Annotated in this window: 22 protein-coding genes and 1 pseudogene; 13 read left to right on the forward strand and 10 right to left on the reverse strand. The window is 51.2% G+C overall.

The annotated features are described in order from the left end of the window. Positions 1-5 precede the first annotated feature (5 nt). Positions 6-179: a hypothetical protein gene (locus tag ABV298_RS21690; RefSeq protein ID WP_353718253.1), complete on the reverse strand. Its 174-nt coding sequence runs from the start codon at positions 177-179 to the stop codon at positions 6-8. A gap of 136 nt (positions 180-315) precedes the next feature. Between ABV298_RS21690 and ABV298_RS21695 the strand changes: the two genes are divergently transcribed. Continuing rightward, on the forward strand, positions 316-525 hold the full coding sequence (locus ABV298_RS21695) for a hypothetical protein (RefSeq protein WP_353718254.1): 210 nt from the start codon (positions 316-318) through the stop codon (positions 523-525). 162 nt (positions 526-687) lie between these two features. Continuing rightward, positions 688-1,800, forward strand: coding sequence for an alpha/beta hydrolase (locus tag ABV298_RS21700; protein ID WP_353718255.1), 1,113 nt, complete (start codon positions 688-690; stop codon positions 1,798-1,800). A gap of 1 nt (position 1,801) precedes the next feature. On the opposite strand, the gene ABV298_RS21705 is transcribed toward ABV298_RS21700, so the two are convergent. Continuing rightward, positions 1,802-2,761, reverse strand: a complete 960-nt coding sequence (locus tag ABV298_RS21705; protein ID WP_353718256.1) for an acyltransferase — start codon at positions 2,759-2,761, stop codon at positions 1,802-1,804. A gap of 486 nt (positions 2,762-3,247) precedes the next feature. Between ABV298_RS21705 and ABV298_RS21710 the strand changes: the two genes are divergently transcribed. From ABV298_RS21710 to ABV298_RS21720, 3 genes are all read left to right on the forward strand, one after another. Continuing rightward, complete coding sequence (locus tag ABV298_RS21710) at positions 3,248-3,676, forward strand: SRPBCC domain-containing protein (RefSeq protein ID WP_353718257.1); 429 nt, start codon at positions 3,248-3,250, stop codon at positions 3,674-3,676. A 41-nt stretch (positions 3,677-3,717) separates the two neighbouring features. After that, the gene (locus ABV298_RS21715) at positions 3,718-4,029 is read left to right on the forward strand and encodes a MerR family transcriptional regulator (protein WP_353718258.1); all 312 of its coding nucleotides are present in this window, start codon (positions 3,718-3,720) and stop codon (positions 4,027-4,029) included. Between the two features lie 61 nt (positions 4,030-4,090). After that, complete coding sequence (locus ABV298_RS21720) at positions 4,091-5,314, forward strand: M20/M25/M40 family metallo-hydrolase (protein ID WP_353718259.1); 1,224 nt, start codon at positions 4,091-4,093, stop codon at positions 5,312-5,314. 238 nt (positions 5,315-5,552) lie between these two features. Here ABV298_RS21720 and ABV298_RS21725 read toward each other — a convergent pair whose 3' ends face one another. Next, positions 5,553-6,062 carry a metallophosphoesterase family protein gene (locus ABV298_RS21725; protein WP_353718260.1) on the reverse strand — a complete coding sequence of 170 codons (510 nt, stop codon included), beginning with the start codon at positions 6,060-6,062 and terminating at the stop codon, positions 5,553-5,555. 279 nt (positions 6,063-6,341) lie between these two features. On the opposite strand from ABV298_RS21725, the gene ABV298_RS21730 reads away from it, so the two are divergent. The 6 genes and pseudogenes from ABV298_RS21730 (at position 6,342) to ABV298_RS21755 (ending at position 12,671) form a co-directional block, all read left to right on the forward strand. Continuing rightward, positions 6,342-7,130 carry a carboxypeptidase-like regulatory domain-containing protein gene (locus tag ABV298_RS21730; protein WP_353718261.1) on the forward strand — a complete coding sequence of 263 codons (789 nt, stop codon included), beginning with the start codon at positions 6,342-6,344 and terminating at the stop codon, positions 7,128-7,130. Beyond that, positions 7,060-9,180: a TonB-dependent receptor gene (locus ABV298_RS21735; protein ID WP_353718262.1), complete on the forward strand. Its 2,121-nt coding sequence runs from the start codon at positions 7,060-7,062 to the stop codon at positions 9,178-9,180. Before ABV298_RS21730 ends, ABV298_RS21735 begins: the two co-directional genes overlap by 71 nt. Before the next feature lie 32 nt (positions 9,181-9,212). Beyond that, positions 9,213-9,953 (forward strand): GLPGLI family protein, encoded by a 741-nt coding sequence (locus tag ABV298_RS21740; protein ID WP_353718263.1) that lies wholly within the window; start codon positions 9,213-9,215, stop codon positions 9,951-9,953. A gap of 180 nt (positions 9,954-10,133) precedes the next feature. After that, positions 10,134-11,021, forward strand: coding sequence for an OmpA family protein (locus ABV298_RS21745; RefSeq protein ID WP_353718264.1), 888 nt, complete (start codon positions 10,134-10,136; stop codon positions 11,019-11,021). Between the two features lie 96 nt (positions 11,022-11,117). Continuing rightward, positions 11,118-12,072 (forward strand): annotated as a pseudogene (locus ABV298_RS21750) (threonine/serine dehydratase). A gap of 119 nt (positions 12,073-12,191) precedes the next feature. Further along, positions 12,192-12,671: a hypothetical protein gene (locus ABV298_RS21755; protein WP_353718265.1), complete on the forward strand. Its 480-nt coding sequence runs from the start codon at positions 12,192-12,194 to the stop codon at positions 12,669-12,671. 77 nt (positions 12,672-12,748) lie between these two features. On the opposite strand, the gene ABV298_RS21760 is transcribed toward ABV298_RS21755, so the two are convergent. The 5 genes from ABV298_RS21760 to lpxK form a co-directional block, all read right to left on the reverse strand. Then, on the reverse strand, positions 12,749-12,889 hold the full coding sequence (locus tag ABV298_RS21760) for a hypothetical protein (protein ID WP_353718266.1): 141 nt from the start codon (positions 12,887-12,889) through the stop codon (positions 12,749-12,751). An 80-nt stretch (positions 12,890-12,969) separates the two neighbouring features. Then, positions 12,970-15,876 (reverse strand): PD-(D/E)XK nuclease family protein, encoded by a 2,907-nt coding sequence (locus ABV298_RS21765; protein ID WP_353718267.1) that lies wholly within the window; start codon positions 15,874-15,876, stop codon positions 12,970-12,972. A 28-nt stretch (positions 15,877-15,904) separates the two neighbouring features. Then, positions 15,905-16,501 carry a tRNA-(ms[2]io[6]A)-hydroxylase gene (locus tag ABV298_RS21770; RefSeq protein ID WP_353718268.1) on the reverse strand — a complete coding sequence of 199 codons (597 nt, stop codon included), beginning with the start codon at positions 16,499-16,501 and terminating at the stop codon, positions 15,905-15,907. Between the two features lie 14 nt (positions 16,502-16,515). After that, positions 16,516-18,501, reverse strand: a complete 1,986-nt coding sequence (locus ABV298_RS21775) for a putative porin (RefSeq protein ID WP_353718269.1) — start codon at positions 18,499-18,501, stop codon at positions 16,516-16,518. A 24-nt stretch (positions 18,502-18,525) separates the two neighbouring features. Beyond that, positions 18,526-19,566: a tetraacyldisaccharide 4'-kinase gene (gene lpxK, locus ABV298_RS21780; protein ID WP_353718270.1), complete on the reverse strand. Its 1,041-nt coding sequence runs from the start codon at positions 19,564-19,566 to the stop codon at positions 18,526-18,528. A gap of 67 nt (positions 19,567-19,633) precedes the next feature. On the opposite strand from lpxK, the gene ABV298_RS21785 reads away from it, so the two are divergent. Beyond that, on the forward strand, positions 19,634-20,734 hold the full coding sequence (locus ABV298_RS21785) for an o-succinylbenzoate synthase (protein WP_353718271.1): 1,101 nt from the start codon (positions 19,634-19,636) through the stop codon (positions 20,732-20,734). Here the strand turns inward: ABV298_RS21785 and hemF are convergent. Together hemF and ABV298_RS21795 are read right to left on the reverse strand one after the other, a co-directional pair. After that, on the reverse strand, positions 20,702-21,613 hold the full coding sequence (hemF, locus tag ABV298_RS21790) for an oxygen-dependent coproporphyrinogen oxidase (protein WP_353718272.1): 912 nt from the start codon (positions 21,611-21,613) through the stop codon (positions 20,702-20,704). The genes ABV298_RS21785 and hemF overlap by 33 nt on opposite strands. A gap of 106 nt (positions 21,614-21,719) precedes the next feature. Further along, positions 21,720-22,148 carry a PepSY-like domain-containing protein gene (locus tag ABV298_RS21795; protein WP_353718273.1) on the reverse strand — a complete coding sequence of 143 codons (429 nt, stop codon included), beginning with the start codon at positions 22,146-22,148 and terminating at the stop codon, positions 21,720-21,722. 273 nt (positions 22,149-22,421) lie between these two features. On the opposite strand from ABV298_RS21795, the gene ABV298_RS21800 reads away from it, so the two are divergent. Continuing rightward, positions 22,422-24,725, forward strand: a complete 2,304-nt coding sequence (locus ABV298_RS21800) for a TonB-dependent receptor (RefSeq protein WP_353718274.1) — start codon at positions 22,422-22,424, stop codon at positions 24,723-24,725. Positions 24,726-24,764 lie beyond the last annotated feature (39 nt).

Consider the following 24,764-nt stretch of genomic DNA (forward strand, 5'->3'; position numbering starts at 1 on the left):
CAGGCTCAGCGGGACGGGTGCATTTTCCTGAAAAGGTCCCTGATGCCCGCCAGCGACGGCCGGGAGCCGCGGAACATGTACGTCAGCAGCGAAAATGCCATAGAGAAAGCAACCGCCAGCAGGAGTATCGCCGCGAAAAGAAGGTTACCGATTACTTTCAAAAGAATGATAATATCCATGACTTCATATAGTGGGTGATTCCCGGATTTTGTAAAAACCATACCAGAAGTGTTCGCGTCGCCGGTTTCCGGGCTCTGGTATCGTTTTTGTAAATGAGCGGTTTTTGAAAATCGACAAACAAAACCGGTATCAATCATGAAAAAGAGCATAATCATCGGGACCGCGGCAGGTGTTATCCTGTTCCTGCTGGTAATTTCATGCGGGCGGCGCATGCAGGCGTCCGATCAAAAAACAGAGCAGTCGGATGTGGCCAAAAAGAACAAAACGGAGGGATATTTTTACCATCAGCCCGAACAGGATACCCGCACAGATTCGAGCAGGATCAGAAAAAACATAAATAATTGAGTCGATCGCACAGGGGCCGGTTACATCCGAAGCGAAAAGCGATTAATTTCGCATGCAAATAGCCCCGGAAGAAATGCAGCAAAGCCGGACTATCGACGTCCGGCTTTGCTGCGTTAGTTTGAATAGAATCAGCCAGTACCAGCAATATTAATCTCTGTAAACTTGAAGCCACTTTACCGGACATATACTTTGGTTGTTCTGATCGGGCTAGGTATCAGTTGCCGCTACCCGGCTCCCGAGCCGGGGCCTGTCGACGGTGGCTGCGACACAACGGTCCCCAATAAGCCGGATACGGTGATTATCGATACGATCCCCGCCAAAAATCCGGATTCCCTGCTTGCCCGCACCGCGCGTTTCGGCGCCGACCGGATTTTCGACGATGCCAGCCTGGACATCAGCAAAGGCGTATTTGCGACTGCAACGGATTACCGCGGACAAAAAGTAGATCTGAACTACGAGTTTGTCGCGCCGGCGAACGATTCCCTTAAATACCGTCCGTTTGTGCTGACGGTCCATGAAGGGGCATTCCTTTTTGGTGATTTGGGCAACGAAATGGGGAAGGCCCGCGGGCTGGCCCAAAGGGGGTACGCGGCGGCGGCGATCAATTACCGGCTCGGGTTCAACGGCGCCAGCGAACAGAATGCCTGTGGGGGCAACAGCACGGAAGCCGTGCGGGCCGTCTACCGGTCGGTGCAGGATACTTACGCGGCCATTCACTATTTCGTAGATCGTGCGGAGGAATTCGGCATCGACACCCGGCAGATCATGCTCGCAGGCAGCAGTGCGGGAGCGATCACCGTAACCGCACTCGTGTATATGAACGAGGCCGATTTCGAGGCGCTTCAACCGGGTATTACCAAAGCATTGGGCCGGCTCGACCCACAAGCCGAGAACAGCCCGTTCCGGGTGCGGGCGTTACTTACACAACTCGGGTACGGCATATTCAGAAGCGACTATATCAATGCTTCGAATGCCATGCCGACGGTGTTTTTTCAACGGATAGGCGATAATGTGCTGCCCTATTACAGAGGGACATTTCTTTCATGCCCGACTTATCTGCCGATGGAAGGGGCAAAAATGGCGTCCGATCAATTGAAAAAATTCAAAATACCGTTCGAACTGAATTACGAAAACCTGGAAGGTCATCACCTGAGCTTTCCCGAAGAATATGTGGTGAGCCGCTATGCGCAGTTTATGAAACGGTTGTGGTCGCAGGACCCGCGGCAAATTACGAACGACGCCTACAAGACGGTGGAAGACGTGGCGCTGCACTGACCTAACGGCCCATATGCTCCGGCACCGCGAGTTTTTTCCCGGCATTCATCCATTGGCCGAGGTAGGAGGTAAGCCTTATTTCGAGGTATTCGTACGACAACCGTGAAGCCACGAGGGTAAGGGTCAGCGAAAGAAAGAACATCGCGGTGCCTTCGCTGTACACGGGGAACCCTATTTTCCGGAAAAGAAAACCGAGGCCAACTACAACCGGAACGTGCAGCAGATATATGGAAAACGACATATCGCCCAGCCTGACAAGCCAGGAGGGGAATTTCTGAATGCGGTGCTGGTAGTGGAAAACGAATACCGCAAAAATCGCCATAGACCCGATCCCCCATTCGAAAGGCCCGAAACCGCCGAGAAAGCCCGACAGAAACTGCCAGACCGCCAGGCAAAGAATGGCGGGAGCCATCATCCTGACGGCAAGGAACGCGCCGATGCGTTCGTGAAGCGCACGATGGTAATACGCCAGTCCCAGAAATACGCCGCATACGAAGTTCCAAATAATCGGATTGGTGACCATGTTGAGGTAGGGAGCGCCCAGATCGGCCATTTTATCGGCCTTGAAGGTGAAAACACCGTAATAGGTAGGAATGCCCACCAGCGTAACGGCGATCATCAGGAAAAACGCATACCAGCGAAGCCTTTGGAAAAACATCGAAACCGCTATCAGAAGGTAAAAGTAGATCTCATAATTGAGGCTCCATCCCACATTGAGCGTGGCATAGCCGTAGAAAGGCGCCGGGGTATCGGACAACGGGATGAAAAGGAGGCTTTTGACAAGTTCCGACGGCCACTCGGGACTGATCGAAAGGCGGCTTTGCAGAAAACAGTAGGCCAGGGTAACGATCGCATATACAGGCCAGATCCTGATCAGCCGTTTGAGAAAAAAGCGCAGAACGTTCCGCCCCGAAAGTACGGTATTGCGGGTGATATACACCATAATAAAACCACTGATCACAAAAAAAGAGGCTTACGCCGGCCGGCCCCGACCCGAAAATAAAGTCGGTTTCCTTCCGGAAAGTGTCACCCTCGTTCATGACGTCCTTCAGGTGATAAATCGTGACATATAATGCGGCGACGCCCCTCAAAACCTGGATGCTGTTTAATTTGGCTTCGTTGGTCGCGCGGCTAAGGCGATGTTCCTGCCCCATACCGATCAGAATTGTAGATTGACTGTCTGTTGCTTAATGATTTGACACAGTTATTTCAGGAACCGTGTCAGGTGTTGAAAAATATCGGGTGCCTTAACGAGGGGGTATGGGTGCAGTGTCCTGATTGATAGTGCGTTGTGTGCGTACATATTACAGCCGGTTGTGTGTCTTGATCGCAATTGAAAACGAAAGATACTGAAAAGTGTTTTTCCTTCACAACAGGGGGATAGTGATAACCGGCACGCGGCATGGTTTTTTGCCTGAATCATAAATTGAAACACAAATACAGGTTTATGGCACAGGAGCTTACCGTCAGCAAAAAAATATTCATCGAAGCCCCTGTGGCAAAGGTGTGGGAGGTGTTGGTCGCGCCCAAGTACATCCGACAATGGGACGATCTTCCCGCCGATTTCGAGGATTACTACCTGGAACATGGAAAAGTGATCGACTGGTCGGGAATGACGCGCCTTACGGTTACCGGATACGAACCCAATGAATCGCTTGTTTTCTCGCTCTACGTTTCGAAATGGGAACTGCCGCCCTCGCATTACAATATCACATACAGTTACCGGCTGACTGAGGAGGGAACGGGTACCTGGCTGGAACTGGAAATCGGAGACTTTTCGGTGCTGCCCGACGGCCGCGACTACCATGCTTCTTCGGAACAGTTTGCAAGCGCAGCGCTGGGGAAAATCAAAAATCTGTCGGAAAACAGGGTTTAACAGCCCGGGCGATTATCTTTGTAGTAACCGCATCGAGGACTATGGAACCCAATACGAAACTATATTACGACACCAACGAAGTTGCCGAAATGGTAGGTTGCGAACCGTCGGCGCTCCGGTTCTGGGAGAAAAAATTTCCGCAGCTCAATCCCAAACGCGATTCGCGGAACCGCAGGCGCTACACCGAGCGCGATATCGAGATCATCCGGAAAATCATGCACCAGCGCGACAAGCAGGGGCGTACCATCAAGGGCACGCGCGAACAGCTGCGCCGTAAGGAGGAAGCCCAGCTGCTGATCCAGCGGCTGATGCGCGTAAGGAAGTTTTTAACAGATATTCACGAAGTGCTCTGACCGCCGGTTATTCACAACAGACATGGGGCACAGAAGCCGGAACCGGAGTGATTGTTTCAAAATGAAATACCTTTTTTCAACGATATTGGCGGTTGCCTTTGTCCTGGAATCATTCGGGCAACGTTTTCAGGCCGGAGCTATTCGAAAACACATCGAATTCCTGGCTTCCGACGATCTGGAAGGGCGAGGGACGGCCAGCCTGGGGGAGATAAGGGCCGCTAATTACATTGTCGCAGCATTCAAGGCGGCGGGATTGAAACCTGCCGGTACCAGAGGCTATTTCCAGCCTTTCGAAGTTACATTCGGTATCGATGGAGAAGCACATGATCTCACAGGCAGGAACGTGGCCGGGTTTCTCGATAACGGCGCGCCGAAGACCATTGTGATCGGAGCGCATTACGACCATTTAGGCAAGGGTTTTCAGGGAAGCTCGCTATCTCCCGACAGTAAGAACAAAATCCACAACGGGGCCGACGACAATGCCTCCGGAACCGCTGGCGTGCTGGAACTGGCCCGCTATTTTGCGGGAAATAATGTGAAGGAAAAGCACAACTTCCTGTTTATCACATTCTCCGGTGAAGAATTGGGCCTTATTGGTTCCAAGCACTACGTAGAGAAGCCAACATTGCCTCTGAATACTTTTTCAGCGATGATCAATATGGATATGATCGGACGGCTGGATGAGCGGAAGGGCATCATCGTTTCCGGCTGGGGCACGAGCAGCGTTTGGGGAAAGCTGATCCCGGACCTGGCTAAACGGCAGAACCTGAAATATACCGTTGACTCGTCCGGGGTAGGGGCTTCGGACCACACCTCCTTTTACCTGAAAAACATTCCGGTAGTGCAGTTCTTCACCGGCAGTCATGGGGATTACCACAAAATATCCGACGATCCTGAGAAGATCAACTACGAAGGAGAAGCGAGGATACTCGCATTGATATCCGATTTATTGGAAAGTCTCGACAAGGAAACGGCCGATCCGGAATTTGTGACGGCCGGCAACCCGCATTCGGGTGCTACAACCAGCAATTTCAAGGTAACCCTCGGTGTAATGCCCGATTACAGCTATACGGGCGAAGGCCTGAAAATCGACGGCGTTTCAAAAGCGCGTCCTGCCGAGAAAGCGGGCATTGTGGTTGGTGACATTATTACAAAACTTGGAGGAGAGCCGATCGGGACGATCTACGATTACATGGAAATCCTGGGCAAACACGAAAAAGGCGAGACCGTCGAGGTTGAGCTCCAGCGCGGTGGCGAGACGAAGGTTGTCAAGGTGACGTTCTGACCGCCGGGCATTGCAATATGGTCAAGGTGTAGTCAGGTATTGTCAAGGGTTGTCAGGTGTTGTTAAGTGTAGTCAAGAATAGTCAAATGTGGTCAGGAATGGTCAGGCATTTTCATGGGTTGATTTTTCTCAAAATCGATTGTCCTTTCACTTCCTGATTATTCTTGACTACCCCCGACTATTCTTGACTATTCCTAACTACCCCTGACAACACCTGAGCATTCTTGACTGCCGCTCACTACGACACCGCTCCCCGTTTGCCCAGCTCGATCGCTTCCATCTGACTGATCAGCCCTTCATGAAGGTTGAAGCGCAGCAATGTGCGGAATTTGTGGAATCCTTCACGCCCCGCGGCCCCGGGATTGATGTACAGCATATTATTCAAAGTCTTGTCGCGCATTACCCGGAGGATGTGGGAATGTCCGCAGACGAAAATATCGGGTGTATTCGATTTCAGTGTCGACATGACCTGCGGGTTGTAGCGCGGGGGAGCACCGCCTATGTGGGTAATCCAGACCCGGAATCCCTCTACCTCGAAATGCAGGTTTTCGTGTGTAAGCGCACGCACCTGGGACGTATCGATATTCCCAAAAACAATACGGGTTGGTTTGAACGCCTGTAACTGCCCGATGATCTCCACCGAGCCGATATCTCCCGCATGCCATATTTCGTCACAATTGGCAAAATGATCGAAAACGCGTTCATCCAGGTAGCCGTGTGTGTCTGATATTACTCCGATACTTTTCATTTCAACACTAATACAATAAAAACTAAAGGGCAAATATGGTCAATGAAATCCAGCCGGAAATAATTTAATGAAAAATTTATGGACTTTAAGTAACTTATATATACCAAAATCGATACTTTTACAGTTGTTGTTCTTAATAAAAGTTAAATAATTCTCAATTCCATATAAATTCAACTTTAAACTATATTTTTAGTTGTAAATTGAATGCGCATTCCCTATAATTGCAAAATTGTAATACCTCAGTTACAACCTCTACTCACATAACCTCGAAAATTAGCCTTGAAAAAAATCCTACTTCTGTTATGGTTATGCCTTCCCATGCTCTCTGCGCACGCGCAGACCGGAGGGCGTTTTACGTTAAAAGGAGTGGTAGCCGACACCGCCGGGGCGGGTCTGCCCGAAGCGACCGTCATGCTGCTTACTCCCAAAGATTCTACGCTCGTCAATTTCATGCGTACTTCCAAGCAGGGCGCGTTTGAGTTCAAAGGGTTGAAAAGAGGTAGTTATCTGTTGAAAATCACCTATGTAGGTTATCTGCCGTACCAGCATACAGTGAACCCCAACGATGGCGACCTGACCGACATGGGAAGCATCAAAATGGCCTTTATGGACCAGAATCTCTATGAAGTGGTGGTCAAAGCCTTCCGGGCGCCATTGAGCATCCGGGGCGACACAATCGAGTATGACCCCAAGGCATTCAAAGTACCGCCCGGTGCGAACGTTGAGGACCTGATAAGGCGACTGCCGGGGATGCAGGTTGAGCAGGATGGAAGCATCAAAGCGCAGGGCGAAACCGTCAAACGTGTAACGGTAGACGGTAAGCGGTTTTTCGGTGACGACACAAAGGCCGCAACCAAGAATCTTCCGGCCGAAGCGATTTCAAAAGTGCAGGTCTTTAATGAAAAGACCGAGCAGGCGCGCCTGACGGGTGTCGACGACGGTAAGCATGAGAAAACGCTCAACCTGCAACTGAAAGACAGCCACAAGAAAGGTGGTTTTGGCAAAAGTTGCCGCCGGCATCGGTACCGAAAAACGGTTGGAGGGAAAAATCAATTACAACCGGTTTAATGAAAAGAACCAGTTTTCGTTCATCGGGCTTGGAAATAATACCAACCAGGGCGGGATGTCGTGGGACGATTACCAGGACTTTAAAGGCAGCCAGTCGTTCAACTGGGGCGATGATGGCGATTTCGGGTTCAATGGTGGCATGCGGTACATTTCTTTCGGTGGCGACGACGAAGAAAGCCTGACCATCCAGGCCGGCCGGGGTGCGCAGAACAGGGGTTTTAATAAAAACTGGGCAGGTGGGGCTAACTACAACTTCGATACGAAGAAAACCAAGTTCAATACCAGCTATTATTACAACAAGAATACCCAAGATCTCGATGCCACTTCACGGCAAACCAACTTCCTGACCAACTCCGCGTTTACGAAACTCGACACCAATGGTCGGCTGAATTCCAATCAGAACCATCGCGGGAGCGTGCGTTTCGAAAAAAGCCTGGATTCCAACAATACGCTCGTAGTGCTGTCCAACTTCCGCTTCGGTAATGGTACGGCCGATTACCGAAGCCATCAGGAGTTTTTCCGCGGCGTGCAGGATTCGACCCAACTTTCGAATATGAGCGATATTACCAATTTCTCGGATTTTAATTCGTTCGCCATTGCCAACACGGCCATTTATCGCCTTAAATTCAAAAAGAAGGGCCGGAACTTCGCTTTGAGTGCGGGTTACAATGTGAACAATTCCGAGGGCGATGTACGGCAGAGATCAACCAACCGGTTTTTCCGTTCTTCGCAAACCGAGCCCGACAGCGTGTTGAATATCAATCAGACCAATCATACCAAAAGTCTGCGCAATCAGCTGAAAAGCAGCGCGCTTTTTACGGAGCCGTTATCCAAGAAATTCGTGCTCGAAACATTCTATAATTTCAGTCTGAAAAGCGACGAGGTGGATCGCGACGTGTTCGACAACAACGAAGGCGGCGCAGTAAGAAACCTGAACCTCAGCCGGTATTACACCAACAATACCACTTTCCACCGCGGCGGAACATCGCTTCGCTATTCGTATAATGGATTGAACCTCCTTGGCGGGATCGGCTTGCAGCAAATCCACATGGACGGGAAGTTTGCCGTGAACCAGGAAGACCCCGCCCGTACGCGTGTCGATCGCCGGTTTACAAACTGGGTGCCCAATGTTTCCTTGAACTACAACCTGAAAAACAACCGTTATCTATACGGAGGTTATAATTTCTCCGTACAGGAGCCTAATATTCGCGATTTGCAGCCTATTGTCGATAACAGCAATCCGCTTTATATTACCCAAGGCAATCCCAATCTGTCGCCGACGAAGAGCCATTCGTTCAATATCGGGTATAACCACTTCAATGCGACGAAGTTTACGCAGATGTTCTTCGGTGCGTATTTCAACAAGTACAAGGACCAGATCATTTACAGCCAGACCGTCGACGAGAACCTGGTGACCCGAACCATGCCGACCAATATCAGCGGCGGCCGGAACTTCAATATTTACGGTCATTACGGTTTCCCGATCGTGAAAACGAAAAGTAACCTGAGCATGAATGTCGGATATAACAACGGCAAGAACCTCACATTTATCAATGGCGAGCTCAACGATACGAAGAGCAACGGGTATAACGGAGGCCTGCGGCTCGATTTAACGCCTAGCGATAAGTTCACGGTTTACGCGAACGCCAACTGGAACGTTTCCGACACGCGTTATTCGCTTAGCAGTGCCCAGAACCAGAAAATCGTGAATTCGTTTTACGGTGCCGAAATGAATTTCAAGCTGCCCAAAGACATTTATTTCAACAGCCGCTTCAACTACAACCGGTACGTGAACGACCGCTTCGGGTTTAACCAGGATATGCCGATCCTGAACGTTTCGATTTACAAAACCATGCTGAAAAGTAAAAAGGGGGAAATCCGGCTTTCCGCATTCGACCTTTTCAACAAGAACAGGGGAATCTCGCAATCGGCTTACCAGAACTTCGTCTCGCAGGAGCAGGTGCGCACGCTCGCGCGGTACTTTATGCTGAGCTTCGCGTATAACATGCGCGGTATGTCGCATTCGGTACGCCGGAAGGGTGGGTTTTAATAATCATCGATAGCAATTTATAACAGTATATAATGAAAAAACTTTGGATGATATGTTTGCTGCTGAGCGGTTTGCCGGCTTTTGCGCAGCAGGAAGGCGTGGTGGTAACCTACGAAAAAGAACATTTCTGGTCGAAGATTTACGACAGGCTTACATTTCTTTCCGAGGAGGAGCGGAGCCGTATCAAAACGACCTGGGGCAGTCGTGACGAAGGGTACAAAACCAAGGGGCAGTTGTTCGCAACCGCCGCCGAAAGTAAATACAACGATATGGAGCCCGAAGCCGACGGCGGATGGCGCGGCCGTGTGAGCGAGTTCATGGTTTACCGTAACCTGGATACGGAACGTAAAATAGAGATCGAGGAATTTGCCGGTAAGACGCTCGTGATCGACGATTCGCTCAAAGCGCCTTCCTGGAAAGTATTGAACAAAATCAAGGAGATCAACGGTTACCTGTGCATGATGGCCGTGGCCGAGGATACCGTTCGCGACGCCAAACTGACCGCTTGGTTTGCGAATGATCTGGCGTTCAACGCAGGTCCTGAGCGCTACTTCGGCTTGCCGGGTTTGATCATGGAGCTGAACGTGAACGATGGCGAGGTTATTTTTACCGCCATCAAAGTGGAGAAAAAGCCGCTTAATGACGAGCCGAAGCCGCCAAAGAAAATAAAAGGCAAGAAAATTACGACGGCAGACTATGACAGGATGCTGAAATCGTACATTAACGACAGCATAAAGTCGCACCGGAACCCGTATTGGAACATCCGGTACTGAAACTTGTTTGCTTTCAAGGAAAAAGGGACGTGTGTCGTTACGACATTCTTTCCTTTTTTTGTACTTTTGCGTTTTAAAAGCACCCTTGGCTCTGGCTCGATTATTGATAACGATCAGTGTAGTGGTACCAAATCATTTACTTAACAGTGTTTATCTATTATTAACAACCCTAAGACGATTATGAAACAAACGCTTTTAGCCGTTGCTATGCTCTTTGTACTGGGCTCATGTGCAAGCAAGAAAAAGCTGCTTTCCGCACAGAAGCAAGCCAATGAGATCCAAATCCAACTGGACAAAGCAAGAGCCGACCTGAATGATTGTGACAGCAGAACTGCTAGCCTGAATAATGATTTGAAGGCAAAAAATGACGAACTGACCAGCAAAAACGCAAAACTGAAAGAGCTGGAAGACCAGGTTGAATTCCTCAAAAAGAACAACAACAATCTTCTTGACCGCATGTCGGACCTTTCGGTGATTTCGAAAGAAGGCTCGGAAAGCATCAAAAAATCGCTCGCGATGATGGACCAGCAAGGTGCCCAGATCCGCGACCTGAACAGAAGTATCCAGCACAAAGATTCCCTGAATATGGCGCTGGTACTCAACCTGAAACGTTCTTTGGCTGACGTAAGCGACGAAGACGTGCAGATCGAGGTTAAAAAGGGCGTCGTTTACGTTTCGCTTTCCGACAAAATGCTTTTCCGCTCGGGAAGCTCGGTTATCAACTCCGCTGCCGACAATGTGTTGAGCAAGGTGGCAAAAATCCTCAACGATTATAAGGAAATCGAAATCCTGATCGAGGGCCACACGGATAATGTACCTATTTCGACGGACAAGGTTGCCGACAACTGGGATCTTTCTGTGTTGCGTGCGACAGCGGTTGCGCGTACGCTGCAAAAGAAATACGGTGTCGAACCGGTTCGTATGATCGCCGGCGGTCGTGGCGAATATCTCCCCAAAGTGCCTAACGATTCGGCGCCTAACCGCAGCCTGAACCGTCGCACGGAGATCATCATCACGCCGAAACTCGACCAGTTCTTTAACCTTTATACACCAAATGCCGGTAAATAAGGTAAACTGGGAAATTTTTCAGATGAGGGCCCGTCGGTAACAAGACGGGCCCTTTTTCTTTTTAATGCAGGAACAATTTTCATAATGTACACCGATATGACCGGAACTGTACCTACCCGAGAAACGATCGAAGCGGCTCATGCGCTCGTTAAACCTTACATTCATCACACGCCCGTTTTCACTTCGCAGTTCCTGAATGAGCTGTCGGGCGCTGAATTGTACTTCAAATGCGAAAACCTGCAAAAGATTGGTGCATTCAAGGCGCGAGGCGCGCTCAATGCAGTGCTCTCGCTACCGGCCGAACAGTTGGCGAACGGTGTAACTACGCATTCATCGGGTAACCACGCGCAGGCCATTGCGTTTTCGGCGCAGAAAGTAGGGGCTAAATGTTACATCGTCATGCCCGAAAACTCGCCGAAAGTGAAGATAGCGGCAGTGGAAGGCTATGGTGCAACCATTGCTTTTTGTAAAAACACACCCGAGGACAGACAGCGGACGGTCGATGAGATCGTAGCACGCACGGGCGCGACGTTCATCCATCCATTCAATAATTACGAAGTGATCGCCGGGCAGGCTACGGCGGCCAGGGAACTGATCGGGGATACTGCGGTTACCCTGGACGCGATCGTCGCGCCGGTCGGAGGGGGGCGGTTTGCTGAGCGGCACCGCGTTGTCGGCGAAATACTTTTCCCCGGGCACGTGCGTATACGCGGGCGAGCCGGAGGGGGCGGCCGACGCAGTGTTGTCTTTTCGGAGCGACAAAATTGAAAAGGCACCCTATGTCAACACCATCGCCGACGGCCTGCTCACCTATTTGGGCGACAAGACTTTTCCCATCATCAAATCCGGGGTGACAGACATTCTTACGGTTTCCGACGAGGAAATCGTTGGGGCGATGCGCTATCTGTGGGAACGGATGAAAATCGTGGTGGAGCCGTCCGGGGCCGTGTCCACTGCGGCGGTTTTGAAAAACAGGGCCATTTTCGAGGAAAAAAAGGTAGGTATCATCATCTCCGGCGGCAATGTCGACCTGGGACGGCTACCGTTTTGAAATAGTTTGAAATGAATAAATTATTGCCTCGATATGCGCATTCCGGGGCGGTACCGTTATAGTAGGAAATTTCGGATGCGTGTTTATATTTGAAAATTGTTTACTCTTAAAATTGAAGTATGAAAAAGCTGATTTTTTGCTGTCTGGTAGTTCTGATGGGCGCTTGCAAGGACGACAAGAAAGACCCCGAGCCGGAAACGGATTATGCAACGAGCTTTGTAGGAGTTTATGAAACCACCACTGTGGAGGGCGGGATCACCAGTAATTATAAATGGGACGTCACCACCGAAGCGAAGAACCAGTTGAGCATCAAATACACCAAGGAAACAAAAGTTACCGTTTCCGGTACGACCATTACGCTAACCCAGGACTACCCGCTGGTGGCCGTGAAAACAACTGCCCAGGATAATTTCGAGGTGAACGAGAAAGTGGATGTTACCCAAAGCACCGGTGAAGCCTTGAGTGTGCGGCTCAGCGGCATTGGTAGCAGAATCGTGAATGCCAGCGGGGTATCGCAGATCAACATTACGCTTAAGACTTCGGAAGCCAGCACAGGTGCGCCCGATGAAGAAGTATACCTCGAATTCAAAAAGAAATAGCCGCACTCCATGCAGCAAAAAGGCGGATGAGACAACTCACCCGCCTTTATTTTTTGAGAGGCGTTTCGATTTCGGTATTAAAGGGATACTTCTTTAAAAAACATCTGAAACTTGTCGAACAAGACAAAAACCGGGAATGTAACGCCTATCACGAGGCAGGTTACGACAAAGGCCATCAGCCAGATAATGAAGAGGGTTAATTTTGCTACCACGATCATACCGTAAACGATTTTTTTAAAAAGATCGCATTGGTTACACAATGGTTGCAAGGCTTGACGGGTATTTTTAGAGTAGCAGACTACCGTCCGCAAATGCCGGTAAAGTCGCAGAATTTACAGGTGGTAAGGTCGTCTGTTTTCCGGAACGGGATGTCCGGATCGAGCATAACATTCAGGATGTCGGTCAGTAGCGCTTCCGATTTTTCGATGAATTCCTCCGGCGCCAGTTGCGCTGTCAGTTCCAGCGGGTTGGCGATCAGGTTTTTCGGGTCGCGAAATGAGTAAAAGCCCGATTTGACAGCATAGTCGCCGAAATTGTATGTATCTCCCCGGAGTTTAAGCCCTTTTTCTTCCTTCATCCGGCGATACATCAGGTATTCGTATATCCAGAGCTGGCGCACATAACCCATTTTACGGTCGGGATCGAACCGGATTGCTTCCTCGCGGCCGGCGGGATCGGCGAGTTTTTGTTTGCCCGTAAGCTCCACGCTGCCGGTTTTGTAATCCATTATGTACAATGTACGGTCGTCGGCAAGCTCGATGCGGTCGATCTTCCCGCCCACGCGCACGGGAGTGTAGGCGCCCTGTAACACGAGCTGGATGCGGGTGTGGAGCGGCTGCTCGGCGGCGAGTATCTTTCTGCGCGGCTGCCGGGCCATGTGATGGCGGAGGAAGGTCAGAATCTGCTGTTCGCCGATCTGATAGTAAATGCGGTTAAGGCCGAGGTCGGTCACGTAGCCTTTGAAAAGCCGGTCGAATTCCTCCCGAAGCACGGTCGTGATCTGCTCCTCCGAAGGATCATTGTCCAGCAGGAAAAATTCGAGATCGAGGCGTTCCAGTGAGGCGTGGAGCCAGGTCCCGATCTTGTCCATCCCCAATTCTTCCTCCACCTCTTCTTTCTCCTTCACACCGGCGATGTGTTTGAGATAAAACTGCATGGAGCAACGGATAAACTCATTGAGGTGGGTAGGGTAAATGCCCTTGCCATCGAGGTATGCCCGGATAGCGGCAATGAGCGCGTCGTCCTTGTGCACTATTTCTTCCAGCTCCCGTTGTTGCTGGGGTTCGAAAACGACCGTTTTATTCTCGATGCGGATCAGCGGGTTAAACTGCGTCAGTTCGTACTCGATTTGTCTGATAAAACGGCTTTTTTCCCCTCCGCCGGGCGCGTCGTTCGTGCTGGTGTAAAGCACGTGCACTTCGGATGCGCGTTGGAGCAGCCGATAAAAATGGTAGGACATCACCGCCTCCTGATGCTGGTGTGTCGGCAATCCCACCGCTTGCGCAGCATCGTAGGGAATCAGCGAATTTTGTCGTTTGGCGGTCGGGATAATCCCTTCGTTCGCCGACAGGATGATGATCCGCTCGAAATCCAGGGCCCGGGTTTCGAGCATACCCATGATTTGCAGGTTACTGACGGGCTCGCCGCTGAACGGAATGCGCGTTTGCCGGATAAGCTCGAACATGAACGATTTCAGTGTCCGTAAGGTAATCAGCTCTGTCCGCTCTTCGATCGTTTGCTCGAATTGTTTCAGTAATGTGTAAAAAAGGTAGAGATACTCGGTTTCCAGCGCATTTTTGTAGTCCTTATAAACCTCGCGGAGCAACTCGACGAGTTGATAAAACGAACGTATGACCTGCTGTGCGTTGTTTTTCTGCCAGCGTGTGAAAAGGACCTGAAACAAAGGGTGGTTGTCGCCCAGCGCGATCAGCTCTTCCGAACTCAGGAAAACCTGATTCCCCTCGGTGATTTCGCGTAAAGTGCGCTGAATGATCGTTTGCCCGTCTTCCAGTGGTGCCATTGCCACGTGCTCATAATGCCGGATAAACGGATGGTTGAGTATTTTATCGATGGACTTGTGCCCGAACTTTGGTACACGGACCATTTTCCCGCTCCTTGTCCGGAACTCCACCACATTTTGTTGCAGCTCAAAAATGCCGTCGACCAGCGTGTAAAGCAGCGAATTTCGCATCGATAGGCCCATCGTCACATTCAGGTCGCGGACTTCCTGGTCTAATGAGTACAGCATCGGCAGCAGCAAGTTCTCGTCGGCCAGGACAATGGCCGTCGGGACAGGTGCATCGTCGGCGTCGAAGCGCTTCATCCGTTGGTAAAGCTCGCCTGCCACTTTCGTTTGAAGCGTGGCATTGGGCACGCCGTAAATGGTAATGTGCTTTTCGGTCGAAAGCAGATCGTCGCTTGTCCAGTCCCATTCGCCGAACTCCTTGCTGCGCTGGTATTCACGAAGGCTTTTTCCGGCCTCCACCACCGTATTTTCCGACATATAATACCGGTCCGAATCCCACAGGACCTCCGCTTTCTTTGCCTTGACCAATGCGGCTACAATGACCCGTTCCGAAGTGGTGAATGCATTAAAACCCACAAAATAAATGCGTTCGGCCTCGGTGCGTGCCGAAGTAAGTCCGGCAATATCCTCCGCCAGTTCGCGATAGGCCATTCCGCGGTAAGCTTTGCCTTTTGCAAGCAGGCGCCGGCGGAACGAATGGTACACCTTGTTAATATTCTCGAAAAGCGAAAAATATTGCTTTGACCCGCCTTCGCTCCGAAGCGTTTTACCTTCGGGCAGGTTCTCCTGCCAGCGCGATAGCGTGTGTGCCTCCGTGAGGTATTCGAACAGAAAATCCGCTTTCACCAGGTACTGGTCGATTTTATCGAGGTCGCTCAGCAATACCGACGCCCATCCCATAAACCGGTCGAACTGCACGTCGGGATCGATTTCCCTGAATGTTTCGTACAGGTCAAAGAGCAAATGCACCGGGTCTTCGATTTCCAGGCTGCAAATGCTTTCCACGAAATCGTCGATCGCCATAATGCCCGGGCTCATAATGGCCTCGGTGGTCAGACCGGCCAGTTCCTGCATGAGAAAAAATGCCGCACGCCGCGTCGGGACCACAATTTGCACGCGGTCGAGCGAAGTATGGTTGGCAAGCAGGCGTTTGGCGACGAGGTTCAGGAAAGAAGGCATCGGGAAATCGGGATGTAATGCGGTAATATCAATGAATGCGGTCGCCGCGGGGCGAAAGCGATTGCATGATCAGGGCTTCGGCGTGGAGGAGCTCCTTCCAGCGCGCCCTCACTTTGTCCGCAGGAACGTAGGTTCCGGCCAGTTCCAGGAATGTGCGGTAATGTCCGGCTTCGGAGATCATCAGTTCTCGGTAAAACTTTTGGAGCGATTCGTCTTCCAGGTTTTCCGAAAGCAGTTTAAACCGTTCGCAACTCCGTGCCTCGATCAGCCCGCAAATGAGCAGGCGGTCCAGGAACATTTTCTCGCGGTCGCCTTTGGTAACGAGCAGCATGAGCTGGTTCACGTATTCGTCCTTGCGCTGGCGGCCAAGGGGAATATTTCTTTTCTTCAATTCCTTTAAAACCCGCTGGAAATGTCCCCATTCCTCGGTTACGATGGGTGTCAGCGTTTCTACAAGCAATGCTTTTTCCGGATAATGCACGATCAGTGAAATGCAGCTGGATGCCGCTTTCTGCTCGCAATAGGCGTGGTCGATCAGCACATCGCCGATCTGCATGGCGGCAATGTCGGTCCAGCGGGGATCGGTTGGAAGTTCCAGCCCGAGGGTCGTGAGTGTTGTAGCCATAATGAGCGTTTTGTCTAGTCGAACAATGGCCAGTTGATCCCGAACGAAAATGCCCTCGCCAGGCCCAGATAACCGGGTGTGACATAATAGCCTTTCGGGAAAAGACCGAAGTTGCCTCCCTGGTTAAGGTAAGACATTTTAAAGAATAACCGCACGCGTTTGATGCGTACATTGGCAAAACCGTCGACAACCACATTCTGGTCCAGCCGGGTATCGTTCTGCAAATGAAACTGCTGCGTGACCGGCATGTAGGCGTCCGCGAGATAGGAGGAACGGTATCGTGCCGCCAGGCCGAGCTGAATGAAGAGCACTTTTGCATACACGAAATCGAAAGTCACTTCGCCGCTCGCAAATACCGTGGGAATGCGCATGACGTCCTTGTTGTCGTTGACCGTGAGATAGCCCATCGTCGTGAAATTCCAGCGGTTCAGGTGAATGCCCGAATTGAAGCCCACCCTGAATAAACGGAATCCCGAATTCAGCTGCCGCGGAACTGCTGCGGTGTCGTAATAAATGTAGTCGTTGATCTGGTGAATTTGTGCTTCGGGCACAAATTCGATCTTCTTCGTTTTCAATACCAACGACGCGAATATCGTCTGGACTTTCATAGGGTCGAGATTCGTACGCCAATCGAAATGATTGCCGAGGTAGCGTTGCGTGAGCAGGTCGGGGGCAGTCTGGATGCTCTGGAAGCCGGCCTTCCCCCAGCGGGTATTCAGTTCGCCTTTCAAGCGATATTCCACATTTTTGGCGAGGTTCAGATCAGCTTCGGCGGTGAGATATTGGACCGAATCCTTCAAATAATAGCCAAGCCATGCGCCGATAATGTTGTCGAATTTGAGCCCGGTACGATAGGTCACATAGGGATCTCCCGTTTCATTCTTGGGCTGCGCCGCGGTACGCATGCCATAAAACCGCTGCCGGACGTAGGCCCGGTAATTGAAGCCTTCATAAAATCCCTTGATGCCTACTTTGTTATCCAGTAGTTTGTAATAAAGGTCCTGCCTTGTCTCCGTAGAATCGAATTTTACTGTCTTGTAAACACCCTTTTCGATGCCCCGTGTGATGTCCTTGTCGGTGTAACGGTTGATAATGCTGGTATAATCGCCCTGCTGAAATACCTGGAAACCGTTCGCAAGCCGATATTGCTGATAGACATGGAACACGTGGCGCCGTTCCCAGGAATTGGCGTCATCACTGAGCCGGGCGGAACCGTCGTAGGAATACTTGTCCACTTCGCCCGTTACGTCGTCGACATTCGGAATAACGCCGCCTTGCTCCCGTACTTTCATGTTCAGGTGCCTGTAATGGGCCAGGATCGCGTACTTTTTATTTTTGGAAAAGAAACTCGTATGCGCCAGGAATGTCCAGTTTTGTCCCAGGAATGCAGCGGAGTTGATGCTATTGGCGAATCCGTATATTTTATTGGACGTCAAACGCGTGCCGCGTATCCCGAAATTGAACCGCGCGTGCACGTTCTGGGTGTAGGCGAATGTACCGAGCGAGGTCTTTTTCGGTCCCGACATAAAATCGAGCTCGGTATGCTGCGATTTGGTATCCACATAGGCTACATCTTCCTGCCTGATCGCGTACGCATCGTAAGCACGAAGGCCCAATTGCGTTCCTATATCCTCGCGTGGTTGAAAAAACAGGTTTCGCGAAGCCGTTACATGATTGCCGAGATCGGCGAGTTTGCCCCAGGCTTTGTCCATTGGCATCCACCGGTGGAAATTTGTCAGATTGGTATCCACCCGGTACCGGACCGAATCGCGGTTATTGAAAATATCGTGTTCGTAGAAATGAAGCGTTGTTTGCGGCCCGTAGACCGTCTTGGTGCTATCGTCCAGAATCGACTGTCCTCCGCCTCCGCGTGCCCCGCCGCCTCCTCCACCGCCCGGCATCCGTATATTGCCGGGCAACTTTACCTGTGCGTAGGTTGCCGGTATAATCAGGATGAAGCTGCATAAAACACACAGTAAGCTATATAAAACAATTCTCATAGAGGAAAACTCGTTCTGCCGTATTTAAAACCGGTTGCCGGCCTGTGAAGTGACCCATTGCACAAAGGCCGGTTCCCCATCCCCGAAATCTACAGAAACCGGAATGTAGGCGAAGCGGTCAGCGCAGCCTCTCGCGACAACCAATGGTTTTAATTTGACCATATCCTTTTCAGTCGTGACCACAAAAGTATCGTTTTTTAAGTTCTTAATAAGGTCCTCGACGTCGCTTGCCGTGTAATTGTAATGATCGCGGAATACCCTCATATCTGTAACGCTGAACCGGGCGCCAAGATATGCAGCGAATGGGGCGGGATTTGCGATACCGGCTGCCATTTTAACATTCTTTAACTGAACAGGGGCGCCTTCGTACGACAAAGGGATGCCATAGCGGGTCGTTGCGAAGAAAATCGGGGTGCTCCGGCGCGTGTAGCGGCGGATGCGAAGGCTGATCGCCTCTTTCTCCCCGGCATCCAGTGTGGCCGGGCATTTGGTGACGATCACCGCATCGGCCCTCCGCGCACCGTGCCGGCGCTCGCGAAGCCTGCCCGCAGGGAAGGGGTGGTCCTCGTAAAACGGCCGGTTGTAGTCGTTGAGCAGGATATTCACGTCGCGGCGAATGGCGCGGTGCTGGAATGCATCGTCGAGAAGCAGGAGCTTTATGCCGGGATGCTTTTGATGAATTTTGAATGCGCCTTCGACACGTTTTTCGCACACCGCCACATTTACCGTTTCGCCGAATCGGGCAAAAAACTGAAAGGGTTCGTCGCCGATCGTATCCGGGGTAGCCGAGCCGCCGGCCTCGACATAGCCGCGCGTCCGGCGACCATATCCGCGGCTCAGAATAGCCGTCGGGACATGATTTGAAAATAGGGACGCGAGGTATTCGATAACAGGTGTTTTCCCCGTGCCGCCGACCGTGAGGTTGCCCACCGCGATGACTTTCTGCGGTACTTTTTGGGAACTCAGAATGCCGGTATCAAAGAGGATATTCCGCACATCGGTGACGAAACCGTAGATCCACGAGAGGGGCAGCAATGCTTTTTTTATCGGGGGCAGTTCTTTCATCCTGGTGCATAATTACGTAAATTTTGTCTAATATTGTGCCCCTTTTAAAATCTGACACCGCAAAATCATGCCGTTAAAAATTGTGTATAAGCCACATACGCTTCATTTTCGTAGAGAAGCGGGCACCTCTCGCGGGGTACTTACACAAAAAACATCCTGGATCGTCATGATCACCGATTCGGAGAAGCCCGGCGTAGCCGGTTACGGTGAATGCGGACCGTTACCGGGCCTGAGTGTCGACGATATTCCGGATTTCGAGGCGCAACTCGCCGATGTCTGCAGCATATTCAATGAGCTCGACCTGGAAGTTTTTCCATTCAATCTGGGCATCATTCTCGAACAGCTTATTCCCGAAAACCTTCCTTCCGTTCGCGCGGGTATCGAAATGGCGTTGCTCGACATTATGAACGGCGGCCGGCGGATCCTTTTTAAGAGCGGTTTTTCCGGGAGTGAAGAAGGGATCCTGATGAACGGGCTGATCTGGATGGGTTCTTATGAAAACATGCTGGCGCAGGTAGAGGAAAAGCTCTCACAGGGCTTTACTACCCTGAAAATGAAGGTGGGAGCTATCGATTTTGCGCAGGAGTGCAGGATATTGGAGGCTGTCAGGGAACGGTTCGATAAGGATAGGATTACGCTGCGCGTCGATGCCAATGGCGCATTTACAGCCGAAAATGTGAAGGAGAAACTTGCGCGCCTCAGCGCATTCGACCTGCATTCCATCGAACAGCCGGTAAAAGCCGGGCAGCATGAGCTCACTGCGGAAATTTGCGCATCTTCGCCGGTGCCTGTGGCACTGGATGAAGAGCTGATAGGGGTTGCCGCCTACCGCGAAAAATTTGCATTGCTCAAAAAACTGATGCCGCCCTTTATCATCCTCAAACCGACGTTGCTGGGCGGCTTTTCGGCTACCAGCGAATGGATCGAAATAGCGAACAGATTGGGCATCGGGTGGTGGATCACCTCGGCGCTGGAATCCAATATCGGGCTGAACGCAATTGCGCAATATACGGCCAGGTTTAACAACCCGCTGCCGCAGGGACTGGGCACCGGCCAGCTTTATACCAATAACTTCCGTTCCCCACTTACCGTCGAAAACGGACATTTATATTACCGGAAAGAAATCGCCTGGGAGTTACCAGATTATGCCCTTGCGGAGCCAGCCTAGGGTTGCGGTTTCCTCCGAGCCCGGTTCGGGAGTGAAATTGTATTCCCAGTTGGCCTGAGGTGGCAGACTCATCAGAATGGATTCGGTCCGGCCATTGGTTTCTAGGCCGAATTTCGTGCCACGGTCCCATACCAGGTTGAACTCGACATATCTTCCCCGGCGCAGATATTGCCATTGTTTTTGTTGTTCGGTAAACGGCTTGTCGGCGTACTTCTTCATCAGCGCCGTGTAAATCGGGGCAAAACTTTCTCCTATTTCCTTTACAAATCCGAAAAGCCGGGCTTTGGATAAGCCCTCACCGTTGCCGGGTTCGTCGGGTTTGAGGTAATCGAAGAAAATGCCGCCCACCCCGCGGGTTTCATTGCGGTGCGGGATGAAAAAGTAATCGTCGGCCCATGCTTTAAACCGGGGGTAAAAACCGGGATGATGTTTGTCGCAGGCGTCTTTCAAAGCGCGATGGAACGTGCGCGCGTCTTCTTCCACCACATAATGCGGTGTGAGATCGATGCCCCCGCCGAACCAGCAGGTACCATTATCGAGCTCGAAATACCGCACGTTCATGTGTATGATAGGCACGTGAGGATTGCGCGGGTGCATCACGATGGACACGCCCGTAGCCGTGAACTGCGGGCTGGCGTCGTCGCCCAGGTTCATCTGCGCGCGTAACCTGGGATGTACCTCGCCTTTCACGCTTGAAAAATTGACACCGCCTTTTTCAATTATGCCGCCGTGCTGGATCAGCCGCGTACGGCCGCCCCCGCCGGAATGGTGCTGCCAGAGGTCTTCGTGAAATTGCGCACCGCCATCGGCAGATTCGATAGCTGAACAAATGCGGTCTTGTAAATCCTTGAAAAACGATTCTATATCTTCAACTTTCATAGTCGGGAGTCATGCTGCGAGCCGCAAAAGTACGATAAATAGCACTTTGAGGGCATAAAAAAGCAGGGTGGGTTACCCTGCTTTTTGAATCCAATATGCATCCATTTCAGTCATCAATGCGCAAGAAGGTACCTGCAAGGTTGAAAACCAGCTCTTTGTGGTTCGATAGCCGCACTTCCTGGTCTGTCCGGTCCTTTTCCCAGTCGGTAATGAAGGCGTCGGGGTAATGCTCCCGGATGTATTCGAGTACTTTGACGGGGATAACGGTATCTGGCAGTTTTTCAGTGCGGCGGCTTTCGATACTGTAACAATCGCCCTTGTGATCAAATTCGAGTTTTACCTGGTTATCGAGAATGACGTCATAGGTGGTTTCCAGGTTGTCGCGCTCGCGCACTACCTGCGAAATTCGGGCGTCGGGGAAGTGGGCCTCGATATAATCCTGTGCATTGACCGGAAGCTTGTTTTCATCCACTACTTTTTCATTGTCACAGGCAGCAAACAGGAGAAAGGCCAGAAACGTTGCCAGTTTTTTCATAGTTGTTGTCGGTTAAATTGAGTATTTGTTTTGTTGCTGACAACTCGGCTATTGTTTTCCCCTATGCGTGCTACTATTTTTTGCGCCCTTACTTTTGGCGGTTCGAACAGGGCGACCTCCACGAACACGATCCGGTTATTCATGAGTGTTTTGAGCAGCCTACCTGGAGAATAGGTCTTTTTTGGACCAACCGGTCATACTCTTACGAGTTGTCCGGCGCAACGATTCACTCTATTTTTGTAACTGGTAGTTTTGAATATTAACCGTCCACCTATGATCCGCATCATTTTACTGCTCTTTCTTTCCGTCAATTTTGTTTTTGCCCAGGAATTTACATCCGTTGTGCGCGGGAGCGTGAAAGACGCCGATACCGGCCTGCCGCTGGCGCAAGCGACCGTTCAGCTTGACGACAAAGGCAGCATGACCGACGAAGCGGGGCAGTTCCGTTTTGAAGGAGTAGGGGTAGGCCGGCATATTCTAACGGTATCGTTCGTAGGCTACCAGACTCTCGTAATCCAGGAGATATTGCTCGAATCGGGCAAGGAAAACGTGCAGGAAGTGCGGCTCAGCGCTACCGGCAGGCAGTTACAAGAGGCAACCGTATCGGGCAACAGGCCGCCGGCATTCAACAGCGTGCAGGCCATTACCGCGGAACAAACCCTGCGCTACGCGGCCACCTACCTCGATCCTGCGCGTGTAGCGACCTCCTTCGCAGGAGTAGCCGCAGCCAACGATCAGGCCAACGGACTGGTGGTACGCGGCAACTCGCCGAACAGTATGCAATGGCGCCTGGAAGGAGTGGAGATCGTGAACCCGAACCATCTGTCGAATGCAGGAACGTTTAGTGACCGACCGACATCGACCGGGGGAGGGGTGAATATTTTGAGCACGCAGTTGATGGGAACATCCTATTTTATGAGCGGCCCGTTTCCTTCACAGTATGGAAATGCCACTGGGGCTATTCTGGACATGGCTCTGAGAAAGGGTAACGACGAGCAAACGGAATTTACCGGCCAGGCAGGTTTGATTGGCCTCGATCTGGCGGCAGAGGGCCGGCTTTTCAGAAAATCGAAAGCGTCCTATCTCGTCAACTACCGTTATTCGTTCACCGGCCTGCTCGGTGCGATGGGCGTGAATTTTGGTGGAGAGGATATCCGGTTTCAGGACCTTGCCTTTCATCTCAACTTCCCGACGCGGAAGGGTGGCCGGTTTGCCATATTCGGCATGGGAGGAGTGAGCAAAAACACCTTTGAGCCGGATAAGGACACGACTGCGTGGCAGTTTGAGAAAGATGGCCGCTATGTGTATTACGAGAACAAAATGGGCGCCGCGGGCGCAACATTAGACCAGCCGGTCGGACGCCGGGCGTCACTGCGGACCGCGCTGGTGGCCTCCGGCCTCAACACTTTCCGTAAAGCATATCAAGTCGATCCAGCTACATTGCAGCACGGTGACCTGATTGGAAACGATGGTATTGTGAACGGCAAAATTTCGTTTAACTCCACGCTGAACTACAAGATCCGTTCGGGTGTGGCATTCAGGGGTGGTTTATACATGACTTCGCAGCAATACAGGATGCCACCCGCTTTTCCCGATTTGGAAGTAAAGTCGTGGTATATTCAGCCATTTGTTAGCTGGTCGCATCGGGCGGGAGCATTTGTAACAGAGGTTGGTTTGCACGGTATGATCAGCCGGGTACAAAGGCCGGGAGTAAAAGCCAGTGCGCTTGTCGAACCACGCCTAAGCGTGAAGTGGTTGGGAGCGCCCGACAAGCAGTTGAGCGTAAGTTATGGCTTGCATAGCCAGTTACAAACTCCAAATGTATATTCATCCGTATATGGGATGACCAATATCGGCCAAAATTTCGATCTGAAACCGACCCGTGCACATCAGGTAACCCTTGCCTATCAGCAATTTTTCAAGCGAGGCAGCAGTCTGAAAATCGAAGCATATTGGCAGCACCAGTTCGATGTGCCGGTCGGGACCGACATGCGGGACAACTATTCGGCCATTAACCTTATCGAGGAACGTCCGGATGTGCGCTTGTACAATCAGGGAACCGGCCGGAATTACGGCTTGGAGGCTACTTTTCAAAAGTACCTCGCCAGTCAGTTTTATTTGCTTGTTTCTGGTTCGCTCTACAAGGCAACGTATACCGACTACCTGGGCCTGCGGCATGATAGCCGCTTTGATGGAGGGCATACGTTCAGCGTCACTACCGGGAGGGAATTCAAAGCGCGGCACGGCGGGTTATGGGGCGTGAATGCAAAGATATTGTGGCTGGGTGGTTTCCGCGACAGGCCTATCGATGCCGCATATGCTGCCTATTTGAAACAAACCATTTATGTGTACCAGGCTGATTATTCCGTTAAAATGAAAGATTACTTCCGTCCCGACCTCCGGATATACTGGAAAAAAGGCCGGGTAAAATTCAATCGGACCCTCGCGATCGATCTGCAGAATGTATCAGGGACTAAAAATGAGGCCTACCGGTATTTTGATACCCGACAGAAGCGGGTTGTAGTGCAAAAGCAACTCGGGTTGATTCCGGTGTTGAGTTATCGGGTAGAGTTTTAGAGTTTTGAATGACTGAATGAGCAATGTTTTTCCAATGTA

This window comes from Dyadobacter sp. 676 (genome assembly GCF_040448675.1).
Lineage (GTDB): Bacteria > Bacteroidota > Bacteroidia > Cytophagales > Spirosomataceae > Dyadobacter.

Excerpts from the sequence above, each read along its gene's own strand:
- ABV298_RS21690 (WP_353718253.1), bottom strand. The coding sequence starts at position 179 with ATGGATATTATCATTCTTTTGAAAGTAATCGGTAACCTTCTTTTCGCG.
- ABV298_RS21695 (WP_353718254.1), top strand. The coding sequence starts at position 316 with ATGAAAAAGAGCATAATCATCGGGACCGCGGCAGGTGTTATCCTGTTC.
- ABV298_RS21710 (WP_353718257.1), top strand. The coding sequence starts at position 3,248 with ATGGCACAGGAGCTTACCGTCAGCAAAAAAATATTCATCGAAGCCCCT.
- ABV298_RS21715 (WP_353718258.1), top strand. The coding sequence starts at position 3,718 with ATGGAACCCAATACGAAACTATATTACGACACCAACGAAGTTGCCGAA.
- ABV298_RS21720 (WP_353718259.1), top strand. The coding sequence starts at position 4,091 with ATGAAATACCTTTTTTCAACGATATTGGCGGTTGCCTTTGTCCTGGAA.
- ABV298_RS21725 (WP_353718260.1), bottom strand. The coding sequence starts at position 6,062 with ATGAAAAGTATCGGAGTAATATCAGACACACACGGCTACCTGGATGAA.
- ABV298_RS21740 (WP_353718263.1), top strand. The coding sequence starts at position 9,213 with ATGAAAAAACTTTGGATGATATGTTTGCTGCTGAGCGGTTTGCCGGCT.
- ABV298_RS21745 (WP_353718264.1), top strand. The coding sequence starts at position 10,134 with ATGAAACAAACGCTTTTAGCCGTTGCTATGCTCTTTGTACTGGGCTCA.
- ABV298_RS21755 (WP_353718265.1), top strand. The coding sequence starts at position 12,192 with ATGAAAAAGCTGATTTTTTGCTGTCTGGTAGTTCTGATGGGCGCTTGC.
- ABV298_RS21760 (WP_353718266.1), bottom strand. The coding sequence starts at position 12,889 with ATGATCGTGGTAGCAAAATTAACCCTCTTCATTATCTGGCTGATGGCC.
- ABV298_RS21765 (WP_353718267.1), bottom strand. The coding sequence starts at position 15,876 with ATGCCTTCTTTCCTGAACCTCGTCGCCAAACGCCTGCTTGCCAACCAT.
- ABV298_RS21770 (WP_353718268.1), bottom strand. The coding sequence starts at position 16,501 with ATGGCTACAACACTCACGACCCTCGGGCTGGAACTTCCAACCGATCCC.
- ABV298_RS21775 (WP_353718269.1), bottom strand. The coding sequence starts at position 18,501 with ATGAGAATTGTTTTATATAGCTTACTGTGTGTTTTATGCAGCTTCATC.
- lpxK (WP_353718270.1), bottom strand. The coding sequence starts at position 19,566 with ATGAAAGAACTGCCCCCGATAAAAAAAGCATTGCTGCCCCTCTCGTGG.
- ABV298_RS21785 (WP_353718271.1), top strand. The coding sequence starts at position 19,634 with ATGCCGTTAAAAATTGTGTATAAGCCACATACGCTTCATTTTCGTAGA.
- hemF (WP_353718272.1), bottom strand. The coding sequence starts at position 21,613 with ATGAAAGTTGAAGATATAGAATCGTTTTTCAAGGATTTACAAGACCGC.
- ABV298_RS21795 (WP_353718273.1), bottom strand. The coding sequence starts at position 22,148 with ATGAAAAAACTGGCAACGTTTCTGGCCTTTCTCCTGTTTGCTGCCTGT.
- ABV298_RS21800 (WP_353718274.1), top strand. The coding sequence starts at position 22,422 with ATGATCCGCATCATTTTACTGCTCTTTCTTTCCGTCAATTTTGTTTTT.